The following is an 18,879-nucleotide window of genomic DNA, read 5'->3' as shown; positions in this document are numbered from 1 at the left end:
TATGATAAACATTTTTAAAGAGGACGATAAAAACCTGCTGGTTAACGTAAACCTGAAGGATGCAAACCTTGGTTATGCTGAAGAGTTTAAAGCCGAACTGGTACAGCTGTTTGATAAACATAAAAAACGCCTGATCATTAACCTGGAAAATGTAGAGTATATAGATAGTTCATTTTTGGGTGCATTGGTATCGGTTTTGAAATATGTAATTTCACACCAGTCTGATATTGCTTTGGTGGGCATGCGTAAAGATGTGGCTACTTTGTTTGGTTTGATACGTTTGGATAAGGTTTTTAAAATATATAATAATTTTGACGAGGCGCTTACTCAGTAATAAATAATATGGCTGATCAAATATTCAATCAATTTTTATTGCCGAATTCACGGCTGGCGATGGCTGCCTCGTTGAGGGAGATCATTGACTTTATAAACAGGCATTTACCGGCTGATGTATCGGCTGTTGATATTGACTTTAAGGTGGATATCATCGTAACCGAGTTATTGACCAATGCACTTAAGCACGTAAAAAATGCCGAAACGCTGATACGTGTGTACATTGACGATAAAACGCTGACCATCGAGAAAACGGATTTTGGTACCCCGTTCAATCCTAACAATTTCATCGAGATACTGAAACATCCGACAGGCTATAAATTGATGCTAACCAAGGATGACCTGAACGCGATGTATGCCGTGGTTGAAAAAGAAAACATGGTAAGATTTGTAAGCGAAGACGGCGATGGGATAGAAGCCCCTAATCTTGACGATTTGATGGAGCACTTTGGTTTGTTGATCATCACCAAATCATCAAGCGAGTTCACCTATCATTTTGATGCCGCATCTGGCCTCAATACCTTTAATGTGGTTATTCCGCTGCAATAGTTAAGTATATATGAAAAGAAAAAGGCCCGGTTTTGTCGGGCCTTTTTTATTGTTTTATGGTTTTGGCAGCAAATGTTTTTGCACTTTGCCCAACGCCGTACGTGGAAGGGTCTCCACCTCGACAAATGATCGTGGTACTTTAAAGGACGCGAATGTGTTTTTGCATTTTTCTTCAATCAAAGCCGCATTATAGCCATCGGCAGGTACAATATAGGCTACCGGCATTTCGCCGCGGGTTTCGTGTGGTATGCCCACAACAGCCGCTTCGGCTACGCCGGGTTGCTCTAATAAAAAGTCCTCAATTTCGCGTGGGTAAATATTAAAGCCACCGCTAATAATCAGATCACTTTTACGGCCTTTTAGGGTGAAGTAGCCGTCGGCTGCCATTACACCCATATCGCCGGTTTTAAAATAACCATTACTGAAGGCATCGACAGTAGCCTGTTCTCTTCGCCAGTAGCCTGCAAATACGTTTGGCCCTTTAATATGCACTTCACCTTCTTCGTTAAACGCGGCAGTTTCGCCACCCGGCAATACTATTTTGGCTGATATGCCCGGCAACGGGAAACCAATGCTTCCCGGACGGCGTTCGCCTTCGTAAGGGTTGCTGATGTTCATCAGGGTTTCGGTCATGCCGTATCGTTCCAATATTACATGCCCGTATAGCCTGTCAAATTCTTCTAACACATGAGCAGGCAGAGGAGCTGATCCACACACAAATAAACGGCCCGCTTCACCAATTTGCTTCGCGATAGCCGCTGGCTGATCCAACAATCTGATGTAGATAGTAGGCACGCCAAAAAATAATGTCGGTTTGAATGACAGGAATTCTTCAGCCGCTTTACCATGCTCAAACCTTGGCAGCAAACGCATGGTACAGCCGCTCAATAACCAGCAATGCACGCCGTTTGCCAAAGCGTGCACATGAAATAAAGGCAAGGCTAACAAGAAGCGATCACCTTCGGTTATTTTCCAGCAGGCGTTAAGGTTTACACCATTGCTCATAAAGTTATTGTGCGTTAATATAGCACCTTTTGATGCGCCGGTGGTGCCGCTGGTGTAAACCAATGCCGCAGGACTATCGCCCGTGGTCAGGATATCAGCTAAAGTATCAGGTTGGGATTTAACTTCAGTTATCAGGTCGTCCAGTTGCCATACTTTAAAATCTACGGGTACTTTGCCTTTGGCGATTAAGGCTTTAGGGTCAGAATCCGCCAGAATATGGCTCATCTCGCGTTCCTTGTAAAGGATATTTACCGGCACAAAAATGATCCCGGTTTTAGCGCAGGCGATGAATAGGTCGATGATCTCTACACAATTCTCCAGGTAAACAGCCAGGCGGTCGCCGGTAACGAGGCCTTTTGATAGTAATAAGTTTGCAGTACGATTACTGCGCGCATCAATATCACCGAAGGTAAAACGTTCGTCGCCAAACTCCAGTGCCACTTTATCTTTACGGCCTTTAAGCGATAAATTAAATAGACTAACTAAATTCATAAATAACGTAATATATAAGTTCGCTTAACTGTTTTTGATCTTAAGCGAGGTAACACAAATTAACAGGGCGAATATACCCATAGAAACAAAAGCCATCGAAAAATTGCCGGTTTTATCAGTGATATTTCCAACCAGCGGCGCGGCTATTAAAATAAATACAATGCCCAGCATGTTTACCAAACCCATAGCGGCACCGGCACGGCCCGGGAAAATATAAGCAGCCCGGTTAAAGAGCCCCGAGTACGGTAAACCACAACCTATCCCCAGTAAAACTATCGCCACCACATCAATGGCCAGATTTTGATGGAAATTGGCTATTAAAAAACACCCGATGGCATTTATCACCAAACTGGTAATGATTAATTGCTTTACACCAACGCTGGCTAAAAGTTTACCACCCAGCGGGCGGGTAAATATTCCCAGCAATAAGCCTAGTGATGCAATGAAACTAATAAGCAGTTTATTACTATCCACAAATGTTTCCTTAAGTAATGTTGTAAACCACGAACTAATAGCTATCACCAAACCAAACGATGCCATTTGCACCAAGCCTAGTAACCACAATTGCCCATTGGCAAGCATTTGCATTAAAGAGGAGTGAGGGTGCTGTTTATCCGGTGGGTTAGGAGCGAAGAATAGTACTGATAGAAACACCACGGCGGCTACGGTAGCAGTCAATAAAAATGTCGGCGCCCAGCCTTGATAATGATCCGCCACCTGCGGCACCACAAATATTACAAAGCCCGAGCCCAGCAATACGCTGGCACCATAATAACCTTGATATAATAATAATTTTTCTTGTGGGATGCACTGGTAAATATACCTTGCGCCAGCTACGAAACTTGCACCGGTACCTAAACCTACAAAAAATTTCCAGGCCAGTAATTGTGTATAATTATCAGCAGATGATATACCGAAATTGCCAATGCTTACAACAATCAGCGCCAGTACCATAACACGTTTAGCCCCAAACTTATCGGCCAAAAAGCCGCCGGGTATCTGCATGGCGGCATGAGTTAAAAATATAGCCGTGGTTAAAAAACCGAACATCGCTTTGGTTAGCGGTTCTTCGGGTGTGTTAAAGCTGGCCATGAGCCAGGGTTTTAATGGTGCGTGGTTGGTATAGTTAGCCGAAAAAGCAAAGCCGCACATACAGGCTAACAACAGGGCTATATGTTTTTGCCTGTCGTTCAATAAAATGGTTTCACTCATTTTTTGGTTTAGTAAAAGGTTATAATCGGGTTACCAAATATATCAAACAAAATGTCTTTTCAAACAGCGAAAACGTTTTCGTTCAGCGCCTGTAAGTTTATAAGCCGTTAAAAAACTTTATCTTTGTACAAATAACATTACATATGCTGTTTGAACAGATACAACAAAAGCCGTTTTTTATACTGGGTCCATGTATGATGGAAGACCAGGACCTGTTATACACCGTTGCCGAAAAAGTTGCCGAAATTGGCCAGAAATACAATGTTCCGGTAATATTCAAGTCATCGTTTGATAAAGCTAACCGTACATCAATCCATTCGCAACGCGGACCGGGCATTGAAAAAGGCATGCAAATGCTGCAAAACGTAAAAGATAAATTTAACCTGCCCGTTACCACCGATATTCACGAACCTTACCAGGCGGCTATTGTAGCCCCGGTGGTTGATATTGTGCAGATCCCGGCATTCCTTTGCCGCCAGACAGACCTATTGGTAGCGGCTGCCGAAACGGGCAAAATAGTGAACATTAAAAAAGCGCAGTTCCTATCAGGACAGGATATGTTTTACCCGGCGCAGAAAGTTGTTGAAGCCGGTAATTCGCAGGTTATCTTAACCGAACGTGGCACCATGTTCGGCTACAATAACCTGGCGGTAGATTTCAGGAATATATATGATATGAAAGCCTTTGGCTACCCGGTTTGTATGGATTGTACCCACTCGGTACAGCGCCCGGGCGGTGCAGGCGGTAAAACCGGCGGTGATCGTACTTTTGTTCCTATGATGGCCCTTGCCGCTAAAGCATTTGGTGCCACAGGTTACTTTATGGAAGCACACCCCGATCCGGATAATGCCCTAAGCGATGGCCCTAACCAGGTTAGATTGCACCAATTAGAAGAAGTTATCAAACCTTTATTATCGTAAGGGTTGTACGTATTACGTTTGACGTAGTACGTAGACCAGCAAAAAACGTATAACGTACTACGTACAGCGTAAAACATAATGAAAGATATTGCCAAACGAGTTTTTGATATTGAGATTGAGGCTTTGCAACATGTAGCAGGCCTGGTTGACGATGCCTTTACCAATGTGGTGAACGCCTTAATGGCCAGCACCGGTAAAGTTATTGTTAGTGGGGTGGGTAAGTCAGGGCTTATTGGTAAAAAAATATCGGCTACGCTATCAAGCACAGGTACGCCGAGTTTCTTTTTACACCCCGGCGACGCGTTTCATGGCGACCTGGGTTTGGTAGGTAGTAACGATGTGGTGATCATGATTTCTTACTCCGGCGAAACCGATGAGGTGCTTAAAGTTATTCCGTTCTTTAAATGGAATAAAAATCTGATTATCAGCATTACAGGCAATCCAAACTCAACTATTGCTAAACATAGCGATCATCATTTAAATATACAGGTACCGCGTGAGGCTTGTCCGCTGGCTTTGGCACCAACTTCGTCAACCACAGCTGCGCTGGTAATGGGCGACGCGCTGGCCATTGCCTTAATGGAAACCCGGAATTTTAAAGAAGACGACTTCGCGCGTTTTCATCCCGGTGGTAGCATCGGCCGCAAATTACTTACGCGTGTTAAAGATCTGATGCGTACGAATGACCTGCCTTTTATTGATACCGAAGCATCATTCACCGATGTATTGCTCCGCATGTCTGAAGGTAAACTGGGTATGGTGATTGTAGGAGACAAGGCACACGTAAAAGGCATCATCACCGATGGCGATCTGCGCCGAGCCTTACTACGCAATAGCGATGTAAGTAAACTATCGGTAACCGATATGATGACCGCTAACCCTATTATTATTGACGCAGATGAGTTTATAGGGCAGGTTGAAGTATTGATGATAGAAAAGAAAATAACCAATGTACTGGTAGGCAAAAAGCGTAAGCTGGATGGTGTTTACCAGATATACAACAGGTAAGGCAGGCTTAACAATAAATTAATCGGTTATAATTCAGACAGGTAAAACAAATAGCACCTGAAATTTGAAATAGAATTTCCGAGTTAATATAAAAAGTCTATCTTTGCAGCTCTTAAAATCCTAAAGATGCGGAAGTGGCGTAATTGGTAGCCGCACCAGACTTAGGATCTGGCGCTTCACGGCGTGGGGGTTCGAGTCCCTTCTTCCGCACTACATCAACCCGGTCAATTTTGATCGGGTTTTTTGTTTTAATCAAAATCCCACCAAACCTTTGTCTTCGGCGTATTGCCCAAAACATATGGCTCACCAATCCTGGGAATATTCAATCTCATGCCAAGCTTTTCAGCCGCCGGTAGCAGTTTTTCAATAGGCTCGTTCCAGGGATGGTCTGATTCTACAAATTTACCCCAGTGTACCGGCTGCAGCAAACGTGCTTTCAGGTCAACCGCTGCCTGCGCGCTTTGGCCCAGCCACAGGTGCGTCCAGGGCCAGTTGGGACTGTACTGGCCGCATTCCAGCAACGCCAAATCAAACGGACCGTATTGATCACCTATTTGTTTAAAATGTGGGCCATAGCCACTATCGCCGCTATAAAATATTTTATACTGGCCGCTTTGGATAACGTACGATGCCCATAGGGTTTTATTCTCGCTGCTGTAAGTGCGGTTACTTTTATGCTGGGCAGGCGTAGCTGTTATTTTTAAGCCGCCGGGCAGGGTGGTTGATTGCTGCCAGTTTAACTCAATGATCTTTTTACGGTCAAATCCCCAGTAAACTAAGTTTGAACCCAGGCCACGCGGCACAATGGCCATTTTAACTTTAGTGCGCAGCTTTTTTAGGGTGCGGTAATCCATATGGTCATAATGATCATGCGAAATAATCAGCACATCGATATTAGGCATATCCTCGGCATGGTAATGGGTAGTGCCTTTAAATGCGGTAACCAAACCCGGCATCGGCCCCGCGTAACCGCTAAAAACAGGATCTATCAAAATATTACCTTGTACGGTTTTTATTAATAATGAAGAGTGGCCAAACCAAACCACAGTAGGCGCGGGGGCGGCTAGTTTTTTTAAGTCGGTTTTTAACCACGGCAATCCAACAGATGGTCGGATAGATTCCGGCCGGCTTTTCAAAAACAAAAAGCGGTTATGTTTAATAGAATCCAATCTATCCGTATAATTTTGAAAAACGCCGTTTTTGTAATTAGATAACGTGTCCAACCCTGCTAATGAATCCCCCTCGGGATCAATTCCTATCGACCTTGTAATACTACAACCAAACATCATTGTGAGCAACAGCGCGGCCATCGCAACCGCAAAACAATTACTTTTCATACACTATAGAACGCAAAAAAGGCATAATGGTGTGCGGTGTAGTTTTATAAATGATAGAAATAGCTTACAAACAGACTCCTAATGCTAACTTTATAAACTGTGATAACTCATTAATAATTCGGCGAAATGAAACTTCTACTAACCTCTGCAGGCATAAGCAATGTAAGTATCCATAACGCTTTGATTAACCTGTTAGCGAAGCCGATTGAAGAGGCTCACGCGCTTTTTATCCCTACGGCAATATATGCAATACCCAATGGCGGCGAAATTGTTCGTAAAGTTATTTGTGGCGAAATTGGTGATCCCTTTTGTCAATTGAAGTGGAAGTCTTTAGGCCTGTTAGAGCTTACCGCGCTTAGTAGCATGAAACAAGAACTTTGGCTATCTAAATTACATGAAGCCGATGCACTCTTAGTTGGTGGCGGCGACTGTCAATATTTGTGTTACTGGATGCAACAGTCGGGCCTCGTCAAACTTCTACCTTCATTGCTTGACAGGATAGTATATGTGGGCTTAAGTGCCGGAAGTATGATAATGACCCGTTACGGAACAACCTACGGTAACCACACATTACCACCAGAAGTGGTAAATCATTGAATTATGTAGATTTTGCTATCCATCCGCATTTAGATCACGAGTGGTTACCGAATAATTCAATAGCTAACCTGGAAAAATTGGTATTAACCTTACCTATGCCGTCTTACTTAATTGACGATCAAACAGCTATTAAAGTGCTTGATAATGAAATCGAGGTTATTTCTGAAGGGAACTGGAAGTTAGTTGAGCCTTAATGATCGCTTCGCTTTACAATTAATTTACCTTACTTTTGCGCAAATTTTATGGGGCGCAGTTTTTGTGCGGTTAGACCCGTAAAAACATCGTAAATATATTATGCTTAAAAGAGTTGTTGTAACGGGTATTGGTGCTTTAACGCCGCTTGGTAATAATATTAAAAGTTTTTGGGAAGGCGTGGTTGCCGGCAAAAGTGGCGCGGCCCCGATAACTCATTTTGACGCGTCGTTATTTAGGTCGCAGTTTGCCTGTGAGCTGAAAGACTTTAACGTTGCCGATCACCTTGATCGTACAGATATTAAGCGTACCGACCTATATACCCAATACGCGCTGATAGCCAGCGACGAAGCCATTAAAGATTCTGGCTTTGATTTTAGCAAAATGGACCCGTTTGATGTGGGTGTGATATGGGGTTCGGCACATGGCGGTGTGGATACTTTGGAGGGCCAGGTTAAAGAGTTTGCTTTGGGGGATGGTCATCCGCGTTTTAACCCTTTCCTGATACCTAAAGCGCTGATCAATATGGCAGCGGGTATCATATCGTTGCGTAATGGTTTTATGGGGATAAACTTTGGCGCGGTTTCGGCCTGCGCTTCATCAAATGCGGCTATCATGGACGCGTTTAACTATATCCGCCTGGGCAAAGCTAAGATCATCATTTCGGGCGGTTCTGAAGCGCCTATTACGCAAGGCACTTATGGCGGTTATTGCTCGTTAAAAGCCATGTCGCACCGTAACGACGATCCGCAAACCGGCTCACGCCCCTTTGATGTAGAGCGCGACGGTTTTGTGATGGGCGAGGGTGCCGGCGCTTTAGTGTTGGAAGAATATGAGCACGCCGTAAAACGTGGCGCCAAAATATACGCCGAGATCCGCGGCGCGGCCACCACTGCCGATGCCTACCACATGACGAGTACGCATCCCGAAGGAAAAGGCGCTACCAAAGCCATGCAACTGGCACTGGAAGAAGCTGGCGTTAATATAGAGGACTTGGGTTACCTTAACCTGCATGCTACGTCAACCCCGGTTGGCGATCTTTCTGAGATACATGCTGTGCAAGGCCTCACCAAGGGCCATAAAACGGGTGTGCAAATAAGTGCTACAAAATCAATGACCGGTCACCTGTTGGGTGCTGCGGGTGCTATTGAGGGTATTATATGTTTATTGGCTTTGCGCGATAATATAGTACCGGCAACTATCAATACTACGCATCTGGATCCTGAAGTCCCGGCCGATCTGAACATCGTACTAAAAGAAGCAAAATCTCACCAATTAAGTACCGCCATGAGCAATACCTTTGGCTTTGGCGGCCATAACAGCACCGTTGTATTTGGAAAAATATAAACTTTAAGCTTTATATTTAGCTTATGAAAAAGTTGCTGCTTATTACAATGTTGTTGTTGGGCACTAAAGTTTATGCCCAGCAATCTGAAGAGTTTGGTTTGTTATCAGCCCTGGTAGGTGGTACCTGGGAAATGAAGAATGATAAAGGCAACATCATTGGCGAAACCTGGAAACAGATCAGCGATAAGGAACTAAAAGGCAAAGGTTTTTTGGTTAAAGGGAAGGACTCCACAGCTTTGGAGATTATGACCATAGTACAGCGTGGAGAACAACTGTTTTACGTAGCGCAAAAGTCTGCCGAAGCTCAACCTACTTATTTTAAATTAACCGACAACACTAAAAAGAAATTCATCTTCCAAAACCCGGAACACGATTTCCCGCAACGTATAGTTTACCAGTTTAATGGCGCTGATGAAGTGCACGCCTGGATAGACGGGTATAAGAATGGCAAGCGCGCAAAGCAAGATTATTATTTTAAACGCGTTTATAATAAAAACTAATAAATTAGCGCAGCGGATCATCGCTTTTTAAACCCGAAAACATCAACATTTTATGATTACGAGAAGATCATTCTTAAAAACCTCGGCCGTATTTTCTGCCGGAGTGTTGGCAGCACCCCAGTTGTTTGCCTACGACAAAAAATACATAGGCCTGCAACTTTATACCGTGCGTGATGCCATGCAGAAAGACGCGGCGGCTACACTAGCCAAAGTAGCCAAAGTAGGCTATAACTCTTTAGAAGGCGCAACTTATACCGGTAACCAAAAATTTTACGGTCTGGAGGCTAAAGCTTATGCTAACCTGTTAAAGCAAAACGGCCTTAAAATGTTTAGCAGTCACTATGCTTTAGGCGAAGAGAATAACGGCGTTAAAGGCCCCAAAGGAACAATCTCCAACGAATGGCAGAAAGCCGTTGATGATGCTGCCGAAGTAGGCATTAAATACATGGTTTGCGCTTACCTTGGTGGCAACGAACGTGGTAGCCTTGACCATTATAAAAAAGTGGCCGAAGACTTTACCAAAGCCGGCGAGATCTGTAAAAAAGCGGGCATCCAGTTTTGCTACCATAACCACGACTTTGAATTTATACAGCAAGACGGAAAATATCCGTACGAAACCTTGCTTCAAAACTCGGACAAGGACCTGGTAAAAATGGAAATGGACCTTTACTGGGTAAACAAAGCCAAACAGGATCCTATCGCGTTGATCAACGCCAACCCGGGCCGTTTCCCGTTATGGCATGTGAAGGATATGGATAACACCCCGCAACATGCTTTTACCGAAGTGGGCAATGGCGTAATTGATTTTAAAACCATTTTTAAACACGCGGACAAGGCTGGTCTGAAGTATTTCTTCGTGGAGCAGGACCGTACACCGGTTGATCCGTTTGATAGTATTACCAAAAGCTACAACTACATTAAATCAAACCTGGTATAATTACCTGAATTATTGACATTTAAGCCGTGCCTTTATTGACAAAAGGGCACGGCTTTTTATTTTGTAGTGACATTTTTTCAGATTAACCATTGTGGCAAACACTTTGAGGACAATAAAGCATGAACTTCAACAACTTTACAATAAAAGCTCAGGAAGCCGTACAGAAGGCTTCGGAGATAGTAACCGGCAATCAGCAGCAGGCCATTGAGCCCGCACATTTGCTTAAAGGATTATTGCTGGTTGATGAGAATGTTATCACTTATTTACTAAAAAAATTAAACGTTAACCTTAACCGGTTGAATGATACGCTTGATGAACAGATAGGCGCGTACCCGAAGGTTAGCGGCAGCAATGTATATTTATCGGCATCGTCAAACACGGCTTTGCAAAAGGCTACTTCTTACTTAAAAGAGTTTAAGGATGATTTTGTATCGGTAGAGCATATTTTGCTTGGTATTTTATCTGTAAACGATAAAACCAGTTCGGCGCTAAAAGATTACGGCGTAAACGAGAAGGACCTCAAAAAAGCCATTACCAGTCTGCGCGGCGATAATAAAGTTACCGACCAAAACGCGGAAGCCACCTATAACGCCCTTAACAAATACGCCCGCAACCTGAACGAGTACGCCGAATCGGGCAAATTGGACCCGGTTATTGGCCGTGATGAAGAGATCCGCCGAGTAATACAGATCTTATCGCGCCGTACCAAAAACAACCCGATACTGGTTGGCGAGCCAGGCGTGGGTAAAACCGCCATCGCCGAAGGTATAGCCTTCCGTATCATCAAAGGCGACGTGCCCGAAAGTTTGAAAACCAAAACGGTATACTCTTTAGATATGGGCGCGCTTGTTGCAGGCGCCAAATACAAAGGCGAGTTTGAGGAGCGTCTGAAATCAGTGATCAAAGAAGTGATCCAGGCTGATGGGGAGATCGTGTTGTTTATCGATGAGATCCACACCCTGGTAGGTGCCGGCGGTGGTGAAGGTGCTATGGATGCGGCTAACATCCTGAAACCGGCCCTGGCCCGTGGCGAATTACGCGCCATCGGTGCAACCACACTTAACGAGTATCAAAAATATATAGAGAAAGACAAAGCGCTTGAACGTCGTTTCCAGATGGTATTGGTGGATGAGCCAGATACTGCCGACGCGATATCTATCCTGCGTGGCTTGAAAGAACGCTACGAAGCACACCACAAAGTACGTATCAAAGACGAAGCGATCATTGCCGCGGTAGAAATGTCGCAGCGCTATATTTCAGATCGTTTCCTGCCGGATAAAGCCATCGATTTGATGGACGAAGCCGCTTCAAAACTGCGTTTAGAAATGGATTCGGTGCCGGAGGTGGTGGATGAGTTGGAGCGTCGCATTATGCAATTAGAGATCGAGCGCGAAGCCATTAAACGTGAAAAGGACGAAAAGAAAGTATCCGAACTAAGCGAAGAAATAGCTAACCTATCAGCAGATCGTGATTCGCTACGCGCCAAATGGCAGGGCGAGAAAGATGTGGTTGACGGCATCAACAAAAAAGTTGAGCAAATTGAAACCTACAAACTGGAAGCTGAACAAGCAGAACGTGCCGGCGACTACGGTAAAGTAGCCGAACTACGTTACGGCACTATCCGCGAAGCGCAGGAAGAGGTTGAAAAACTGAAGGCTGCATTGCAGGAAAATCAATCAGATAGCCGCATGCTGAAAGAGGAAGTTACTGCTGACGATATAGCCGGCGTGGTTTCCCGCTGGACAGGTATTCCGGTTTCAAAAATGATCCAGAGCGAGCGTGAGAAATTGCTTAACCTGGAAGATGAGCTGCACAAGCGTGTTGCCGGTCAGGACGAGGCTATCGAGGCTATTAGTGATGCTATACGCCGCAGCCGTGCCGGTTTGCAGGATAAACGTAAGCCTATTGGTTCGTTCATATTCCTGGGTACTACCGGTGTCGGTAAAACTGAATTAGCCAAAGCACTGGCAGATTATCTTTTCAATGACGAAGCCGCCATGGTACGTATTGACATGAGTGAGTATCAGGAACGCCATGCGGTATCAAGATTGATAGGAGCGCCTCCGGGCTATGTGGGTTATGATGAAGGCGGCCAGTTAACCGAAGCCGTGCGTCGCAGACCATACAGCGTGATATTGCTGGATGAGATAGAGAAAGCGCACCCGGATGTATTTAACATTTTGCTGCAGGTACTAGATGATGGTCGTTTAACCGACAATAAAGGCCGTTTAGTGAACTTTAAGAACACCATTATCATCATGACCTCTAACATCGGATCAAACGTGATACAGGATAATTTCCAGTTGATGGATGACGCGAATAAGGATTCCATCATCGCCAAAACTAAAAATGACCTGTTTGATCTGCTTCGCAAAACCATCCGTCCGGAGTTTTTGAACAGGATAGACGAGATCATCATGTTCACGCCGCTGAGCCGGAACGAGATTGGCGACATCGTAAAACTGCAGTTTAAACAAGTGCAGGCTACCCTGGCCGAAATGGGCATAACCATGGAAGCATCGCCAGAAGCGCTGGATTGGCTGGCACAACTGGGCTACGATCCGCAGTTCGGCGCACGCCCATTAAAACGGGTGATACAGAAACGTATCCTGAACGAGCTATCTAAACAAATATTAGCCGGCAAGGTGGATAAGGACAGCAAGATCAAGCTGGATATGTTTGATAATCAGTTCGTGTTTTTGAACGCTGCGGACAATGCGGAATAATATAATTAACTCCATCATATAGCAAAAGGGCCACCTAAACAGGTGGCCCTTTTGCATTTTATCCGCCCCGTCATTACGAGCGAGGAACGAGCGTCGTAATCCCCTTGAGACAGGTCGTACGCATACTTTTCTAAAGGGGATCCCCACGCTACGCTCGGGATGACGAGGTAGTTGTTTATTTTTTATTGGCGATTATCCCCGCCGCAAACTCATCCGTCCTGCAAAACTCCAAACCTTTGCTTTGCGCCCACACAATAAAATCTTTAATGCGCTTTACATAGGCGTCGCCGGAATTTTTAACCACGTAACCCGGGAAACCAAATTTTTCAGGCTGATCAAGGTCGGTAAATTCCCAGGGGTGGAAGTAGAGGTTCAGGTAACCATCCTTACGATGCGCCGCAGCGCTCATCCATTTGATCAATGACATGGGCAGGTTATGAAACGTTAACCAAAACAGCGGGAAACGCACCAACGGCGAAACCGATGCCGGGATCTGCAGTACCTCGTGGTCAAAATACCATTTACGCGGTTTGCCCAGGTTGTTATAACGTCCCGGCAGGTAAGTAGGGTTCATGGAAGTATTATAAGCATACCCTGCTTTTTGAATTTCCAATTCATCAACCGGTGCCATACGGGCCATGCGATAGCCCGATACTTTCACACCCGATATTTCTTCCAGTTTAGCTTTTGATTGCGCCAGGTGTTCTTCTTTAAAATCAGAATGATAGTAACCGTGCGAAGCGATCTCGTGCCCATCGGCTACCATTTGTTTAATGATCTCCGGTTTGTGCATAGCGTAATTGGCCGTGCAGAAAAATGTGGCTTTAATTCCGGTGAGTTTTAACAGTTCAAGTATCAGCAAAGTGCCTTTGGTTGATATTTCCAGTTGCTCATCAAATGGCAACTCTTTACCATACTCAAACGGCATATCAAATTCTTCAACATCAAACCCCAGTAGTATCATGCTTAGGTTTTAATAGGTTGGTAGAACGGATGATATAACTAGGGCGGTTTTTGGTCTGCATAAATATCTTACCCAGATAAGAGCCTATAATGCCCAAAACCAATAGTTGCAGGCCGCCAAAAAAGGCGACAGTAGCAATCAACGATGCCCAGCCCGAAGCGGTATCGTACCCCGAAAAATAGCTGATAACGATATATGGAATGTAAAGCATGGACGATATGGAGAAGAACAGGCCCAAACCGGTAGCAATATACAGCGGCCTTACACTAAATGCCATAATGCTGCCTACGGCCAGTTTAACCAACCTGAAAAAGGAATAACTGGCCTCGCCGGTGTGGCGCTCGGCGGGGGTGTAGGGGATGCCTACCTGGCGGAAACCAACCCATTTTACCATCCCGCGGAAAAATATCTCGTACTCGTTAATGTGCTTAAGCTCATCAACCACTTTCCTGTCCAGTAAACGAAAATCGGATATGCCTTGCTCCAGCTTGATGTCTGATAGCAAATTAATAAGCTTATAAAATGTTTTTGAACCCGCGCGTTGCGTACCCGATACATGCTGGTTAGCTTCCTGGCGGTAGGTGTACACAATATCAAACCCTTCTTCCCAGCGCTTCAAAATTTCGGGCAGCAGGTGAGGGGGGTGTTGCAGGTCGGCATCCATGGTAATAACCGCGTCGCCCTGCGCCATATCAATACCGGCTTTAAGCGCGTAATCTTTACCAAAGTTTTTCGAAAACTCGATGAAGTAAACATTAGGATACAATTCCGATTGTTTAATGATCTCGTTCAGCGTATCATCCTTACTGCCGTCGTTTACAAATATCAGTTCATAAGCATAGTTAATGGTACTTAACGACCTGTTCAGCTCAGTAACCAAATGACTGATGTTCTGTTCTTCGTTATAAGCCGGAATGATAATGGAAAGTTTCTTACTCATGCTGTTTGCGCACCTTTCTGCAAAGGTAAGTTTAAATCGTTTTTATCAAACTTACGGTATAATGTTTCATAAATTATCTTCAGCCATACCACAAAACATGGTAAAGCTTTCAAAGCGTAAGGCTCTACATAATGGATCCGTACGTAGCGAGGGAACAAGTCCGACGGTGATAGACTCGTCAATATAAACGCGAACGCCATTAAACTTAAGTCAACCCAAGTTACCGGTCGCTCACCATTTACATACCACAAAGCCGCGCCCACAAAAGCGATGATATAGGTTGGCGATTCGGACCCCGTACTGAAGATAATAGGAAATATCAGCGTAGAAGCCACAATCAGTAACTGGAAATTAACGTCTCTAAATGCCTTGATACGCAGGTATGATAAACCGAACAGCACCATAGCCGGCAGCAAAACAATCAAATTTGACAGGTGCGGAAACATCGTGCGGCGCAGCATCCCCATTACAGATATATCCTGCATCAGCGAAGTTTCATTACCCGCGTTTTTGTGCACCAGGTTAGCGTACCAGTCTTTATAAGTTTGCACGATGAACGCGGGCGAAGATATCGCCATCGGCAACACAAATAATACCACGGCCCAAAATGCCATGGAGCCAATAAATTTGAGTTTGTTGTTAGAGAAAAAGAAAAATGCCAGTCCCACGATGCCATACAGTTTAATATATACCCCCAGCATGATCATTAAAGCCGCCCAGAAGTCCTTTTGGTTACGGATGAATATGTAGCTAAATAATATTAAAGCCGTAACCAGCGGGTTTATTTGTACGCTGGAAGCGGATGTCATCAACTCATGCGCGCATAGTAAAGCCACAATTAAAGCATGTTCTTTTTTTATAGGCAGCTTTTGTATGGCGATGAACAATATCCAGGTGTTGAGTAATTGCCATAATAACACACCGGCAAAATCGGGCAGAAGGGCAAATGGGGCTATCAGCAAACCAAACACCGGTCCGTAATGGTTCATATCAATATAATGCGCCGGCTCAAACGTATATAGGTTTGCCTGCTCAATTAAATGAATAAAGGTGTATTTGTAAACGAAGTAGTTGTTATGGATGTGGTTTTCGTGCTTTACAAAACCTTCAATAACACTTTTGATTACTGGGAAAAGGCCAAGAAAAAACCATACAATAACTACAAATGGTTTGCTTTTAAAAACGGCGGCCAGTTTATGCATTTATAAGGGTTTGCTAACGCGAATAGCGCCAAAAATACAAATTTGGCTGCATAATTCCACCTTACATGTCATTGCGAGAAGGAACGACGAAGCAATCTCCGTATGAACTAGCGCACCTATCAGCGGAGATTGCTTCGCTTCGCTTGCAATGACATAAAAAAGCCACGTAAGTAATCGCCAACGCGCGGTCGGACTAAAAACAAAAAAAGGTTCCTGTTACGGAACCTTTCATTTTTCTTCACAACAAAACTACTGCAAAGTTTAGTTGGGTTTTAAGCCGAGGCTAAACTGACCCCTGTTAGCTGATCGGCGAAGGCCAGAAATGCCTTCTCATCCGATATACGTTGTTCGTTAGCGATCAGATTTTGCAGATTTACTTTTCCAATAACATATTTATAATTGCCAGAATAGTAGCGTTCTTTAATGCTGATGAATTTCAACGCTTCAAGCAGTTCGTCGCTCTCATAACGCAGGTAAATGCACAATTCAATATCATTAGTAAAGTTTAAGCCTTTACTAGCTTTGGTTTTTTTGTATTCATAAGCATAGTCATAGCGTAAAGCAGCAATATCCGATAACACAGCCGAACCTGTTGGGTGGCCACCAGCGCCCTTACCAAAAAAGAATTGCTGATCGGCAAACGCGGCTTGTACAATTACGCCGTTGTACTCATATTCCACATTGTATAAAAACTCCGTTTCGGTAACCAGTTTTGGCAATACAAACATGGCAACATGCTCGTCGTCCAGTTCTTTAGCTACCGGTACCAGTTTTATTTTCAGGTTCTTTTCGCGGGCGTACTGAATATCATCTGCTCCCAGGTTTTGAATACCTATGTTCAACACCTCATCCGGATTTACAATAACACCATAAGCATGCGACGCGGCTATCACCAGTTTAAATTTCGCATCAAAACCACCTACATCCATTATCGGGTTGGTTTCGGCAAAGCCAAGGTCCTGCGCCAGTTTTAAAGCGGCATCATAATCCATGTTCTCCAAAAAGCCTTTAGACAGAATGTAGTTTGACGAACCGTTGAATATACCGCAGATAGAGTGCAGCAACTCATTATCATAATACTCCTCAAGGTTACGGATGATAGGAATACTACCGCAAACCGCGCCCTCATACAATAATGATGTGCCGTATTGTTGTTGTATCTGGATCAGCTCCTCCAAATGCAGGGCTATCATTTTTTTACTGGCGGATACTACGTTCTTGCCCGATTTAAGCGCGGTTGATACAATGTCAAAAGCCGCTTCGGTATCGTTTATCAGCTCAACAATGGTGTTTATCTCCGGGTTGTTAAGCAGTTCGTTTTTGTCGGTAGTAAAAAGTTCGGCCGGTAAAGAGCGCTTTTTGCTGGCATCTTTAATAGCTATCTTTTTTATTTCAAGGTTAAGGTTTTTAGTCTGGATGATATCATTTAGTCCCTGGCCAACCACGCCGAAGCCAAAAAGGCCGATATTTAGTTTCTTGCTCATTATGCTATTTGCTGTAACTGGATGATCTTTCCCTTTACGTCTTGTTTAAAAAATGATGTGATAATATTAGTAAGGATACCGGTTTCAATTAAAAAACCGTCGTGCCCGTAAAACGAGTCGAACTCGGCAAATGCCGCCTGCGGTATATGCTGAAATAAGTATTGCTGTTCTTCAACCGGGAATAACACGTCTGATTTAATACCGATAACCAGCGTACGCGCTTTGATCAGGCTCAACGCTTTTTCAACCCCACCTCGGTTACGGCCCACATTGTGCGAATCCATGGTTTTAGTTAGGTGCCAATAGCTGTAGGCATTAAATCGGTTCACCAGTTTATCGCCCTGGTAGCTCTGGTAGCTGGCTGCACGGAAATCATCGGCGTTGTTAGCATCCGCGTCTTCCTGCTGACTAACCGTGTAAGTTTTATAACCACGATAGGATAGTAACGCTATACTGCGTGCGGCTTTTAAACCTTTTTTACCGCCATCTACGGTTTCGGCATGATAAGTTTCATCTGCCAGTAAAGCCAAACGCTGCGACTCGTTAAAAGCAATACCCCACGGTGAATGACGCGCGTTGGTAGCGATAAGGATCAGGTTTTTTATAAAATCAGGTTCCATAATGGCCCACTCGGCAGCTTGTTGTCCGCCTAATGATCCGCCAATTACGGTATGTATGCTATCTAACTTTAAATGCTGCGCTAGTAACTGATGAGCCTTCGCCATATCCCTTACAGTAATGTTGGGGAACGATAAAAAGTATGGCTTGCCGATTGCTGGATCAACACTGAGCGGACTGGTAGTACCATAGGCCGAACCTAATATATTGGCACAAACTATAAAATGCTCGTTCGGGTTAAAATAGTCGGCATCGCCGAAAAGGCCTTTCCACCAATCCAATACGTCGGAGTTTGCAGTAAGGGCGTGGCATACCCATATCACGTTATCCTTATTGGCATTAAGGGTGCCAAAGGTGTGGTAGCCAATTTCAAGTTCGGCCAGTATTTTGCCCGACTCGAGTTGGAATGGTGATGTATGCTTATAAGTTAAAATGCTCATTTTTTTGGTTGATAGTAATTAACGTGTTGATTTTTAGGGAGGCTAAAGGATATATTTTATCCGTTAACGCTGTTCG

18 protein-coding genes and 1 tRNA gene are annotated in these 18,879 nt (G+C 44.3%); 11 read left to right on the top strand and 8 right to left on the bottom strand.

What is annotated here, in order from left to right:
• The first annotated feature begins 1 nt into the window (after position 1).
• Together AC59JT_RS08495 and AC59JT_RS08490 are read left to right on the top strand one after the other, a co-directional pair.
• Positions 2–334, top strand: coding sequence for an STAS domain-containing protein (locus tag AC59JT_RS08495; protein ID WP_497397745.1), 333 nt, complete (start codon positions 2–4; stop codon positions 332–334).
• 8 nt (positions 335–342) lie between these two features.
• Positions 343–882: an ATP-binding protein gene (locus AC59JT_RS08490; protein ID WP_497397743.1), complete on the top strand. Its 540-nt coding sequence runs from the start codon at positions 343–345 to the stop codon at positions 880–882.
• 54 nt (positions 883–936) lie between these two features.
• Here AC59JT_RS08490 and AC59JT_RS08485 read toward each other — a convergent pair whose 3' ends face one another.
• Together AC59JT_RS08485 and AC59JT_RS08480 are read right to left on the bottom strand one after the other, a co-directional pair.
• On the bottom strand, positions 937–2,379 hold the full coding sequence (locus AC59JT_RS08485; protein WP_497397741.1) for a class I adenylate-forming enzyme family protein: 1,443 nt from the start codon (positions 2,377–2,379) through the stop codon (positions 937–939).
• A 24-nt stretch (positions 2,380–2,403) separates the two neighbouring features.
• On the bottom strand, positions 2,404–3,591 hold the full coding sequence (locus AC59JT_RS08480) for an MFS transporter (protein WP_497397739.1): 1,188 nt from the start codon (positions 3,589–3,591) through the stop codon (positions 2,404–2,406).
• A 143-nt stretch (positions 3,592–3,734) separates the two neighbouring features.
• On the opposite strand from AC59JT_RS08480, the gene kdsA reads away from it, so the two are divergent.
• The 3 genes from kdsA to AC59JT_RS08465 all read left to right on the top strand — a co-directional run bounded on the left by kdsA (position 3,735) and on the right by AC59JT_RS08465 (position 5,729).
• The gene (gene kdsA, locus AC59JT_RS08475; protein ID WP_497397737.1) at positions 3,735–4,511 is read left to right on the top strand and encodes a 3-deoxy-8-phosphooctulonate synthase; all 777 of its coding nucleotides are present in this window, start codon (positions 3,735–3,737) and stop codon (positions 4,509–4,511) included.
• A 78-nt stretch (positions 4,512–4,589) separates the two neighbouring features.
• Positions 4,590–5,519 (top strand): KpsF/GutQ family sugar-phosphate isomerase, encoded by a 930-nt coding sequence (locus AC59JT_RS08470; protein ID WP_497397735.1) that lies wholly within the window; start codon positions 4,590–4,592, stop codon positions 5,517–5,519.
• A 128-nt stretch (positions 5,520–5,647) separates the two neighbouring features.
• Positions 5,648–5,729, top strand: a tRNA-Leu gene (locus tag AC59JT_RS08465).
• Between the two features lie 38 nt (positions 5,730–5,767).
• Here the strand turns inward: AC59JT_RS08465 and AC59JT_RS08460 are convergent.
• A complete protein-coding gene (locus AC59JT_RS08460) occupies positions 5,768–6,688 on the bottom strand; it encodes an MBL fold metallo-hydrolase (RefSeq protein ID WP_497397733.1) in 921 nt (306 codons plus the stop codon).
• Positions 6,689–6,982: 294 nt separating this feature from the next.
• Between AC59JT_RS08460 and AC59JT_RS08455 the strand changes: the two genes are divergently transcribed.
• The 5 genes from AC59JT_RS08455 to clpB all read left to right on the top strand — a co-directional run bounded on the left by AC59JT_RS08455 (position 6,983) and on the right by clpB (position 13,155).
• A complete protein-coding gene (locus AC59JT_RS08455; protein ID WP_497397731.1) occupies positions 6,983–7,453 on the top strand; it encodes a Type 1 glutamine amidotransferase-like domain-containing protein in 471 nt (156 codons plus the stop codon).
• A gap of 294 nt (positions 7,454–7,747) precedes the next feature.
• Positions 7,748–8,992, top strand: a complete 1,245-nt coding sequence (gene fabF / locus AC59JT_RS08450; RefSeq protein ID WP_497397729.1) for a beta-ketoacyl-ACP synthase II — start codon at positions 7,748–7,750, stop codon at positions 8,990–8,992.
• Positions 8,993–9,015: 23 nt separating this feature from the next.
• Positions 9,016–9,492 (top strand): DUF6265 family protein, encoded by a 477-nt coding sequence (locus tag AC59JT_RS08445; protein WP_497397727.1) that lies wholly within the window; start codon positions 9,016–9,018, stop codon positions 9,490–9,492.
• 52 nt (positions 9,493–9,544) lie between these two features.
• Positions 9,545–10,429: a TIM barrel protein gene (locus tag AC59JT_RS08440; protein ID WP_497397725.1), complete on the top strand. Its 885-nt coding sequence runs from the start codon at positions 9,545–9,547 to the stop codon at positions 10,427–10,429.
• A 119-nt stretch (positions 10,430–10,548) separates the two neighbouring features.
• Complete coding sequence (gene clpB, locus AC59JT_RS08435) at positions 10,549–13,155, top strand: ATP-dependent chaperone ClpB (RefSeq protein WP_497397723.1); 2,607 nt, start codon at positions 10,549–10,551, stop codon at positions 13,153–13,155.
• A 175-nt stretch (positions 13,156–13,330) separates the two neighbouring features.
• Here the strand turns inward: clpB and AC59JT_RS08430 are convergent, their stop codons facing one another.
• From AC59JT_RS08430 to AC59JT_RS08420, 3 genes are read right to left on the bottom strand one after another with little or no spacing between them, the layout of a single operon-like run.
• The gene (locus tag AC59JT_RS08430) at positions 13,331–14,119 is read right to left on the bottom strand and encodes a polysaccharide deacetylase family protein (protein WP_497397721.1); all 789 of its coding nucleotides are present in this window, start codon (positions 14,117–14,119) and stop codon (positions 13,331–13,333) included.
• On the bottom strand, positions 14,100–15,059 hold the full coding sequence (locus tag AC59JT_RS08425; protein ID WP_497397719.1) for a glycosyltransferase family 2 protein: 960 nt from the start codon (positions 15,057–15,059) through the stop codon (positions 14,100–14,102). The genes AC59JT_RS08430 and AC59JT_RS08425 overlap by 20 nt, the downstream gene beginning before the upstream one ends.
• On the bottom strand, positions 15,056–16,048 hold the full coding sequence (locus AC59JT_RS08420; RefSeq protein WP_497397717.1) for a glycosyltransferase family 87 protein: 993 nt from the start codon (positions 16,046–16,048) through the stop codon (positions 15,056–15,058). Before AC59JT_RS08420 ends, AC59JT_RS08425 begins: the two co-directional genes overlap by 4 nt.
• A 51-nt stretch (positions 16,049–16,099) precedes the next feature.
• Between AC59JT_RS08420 and AC59JT_RS08415 the strand changes: the two genes are divergently transcribed.
• Positions 16,100–16,267, top strand: coding sequence for a hypothetical protein (locus tag AC59JT_RS08415; protein ID WP_497397715.1), 168 nt, complete (start codon positions 16,100–16,102; stop codon positions 16,265–16,267).
• 266 nt (positions 16,268–16,533) lie between these two features.
• Here AC59JT_RS08415 and AC59JT_RS08410 read toward each other — a convergent pair whose 3' ends face one another.
• A complete protein-coding gene (locus AC59JT_RS08410) occupies positions 16,534–17,745 on the bottom strand; it encodes a homoserine dehydrogenase (RefSeq protein WP_497397713.1) in 1,212 nt (403 codons plus the stop codon).
• Positions 17,745–18,803, bottom strand: a complete 1,059-nt coding sequence (locus tag AC59JT_RS08405; RefSeq protein ID WP_497397711.1) for a homoserine O-acetyltransferase family protein — start codon at positions 18,801–18,803, stop codon at positions 17,745–17,747. The genes AC59JT_RS08410 and AC59JT_RS08405 overlap by 1 nt, the downstream gene beginning before the upstream one ends.
• Positions 18,804–18,879 lie beyond the last annotated feature (76 nt).

It is taken from the genome of Mucilaginibacter sp. A3364, from assembly GCF_059690715.1.
The sequence above is the reverse complement of the archived record's forward strand: the minus strand, read 5'-3'. Positions and strand labels throughout refer to the sequence as shown.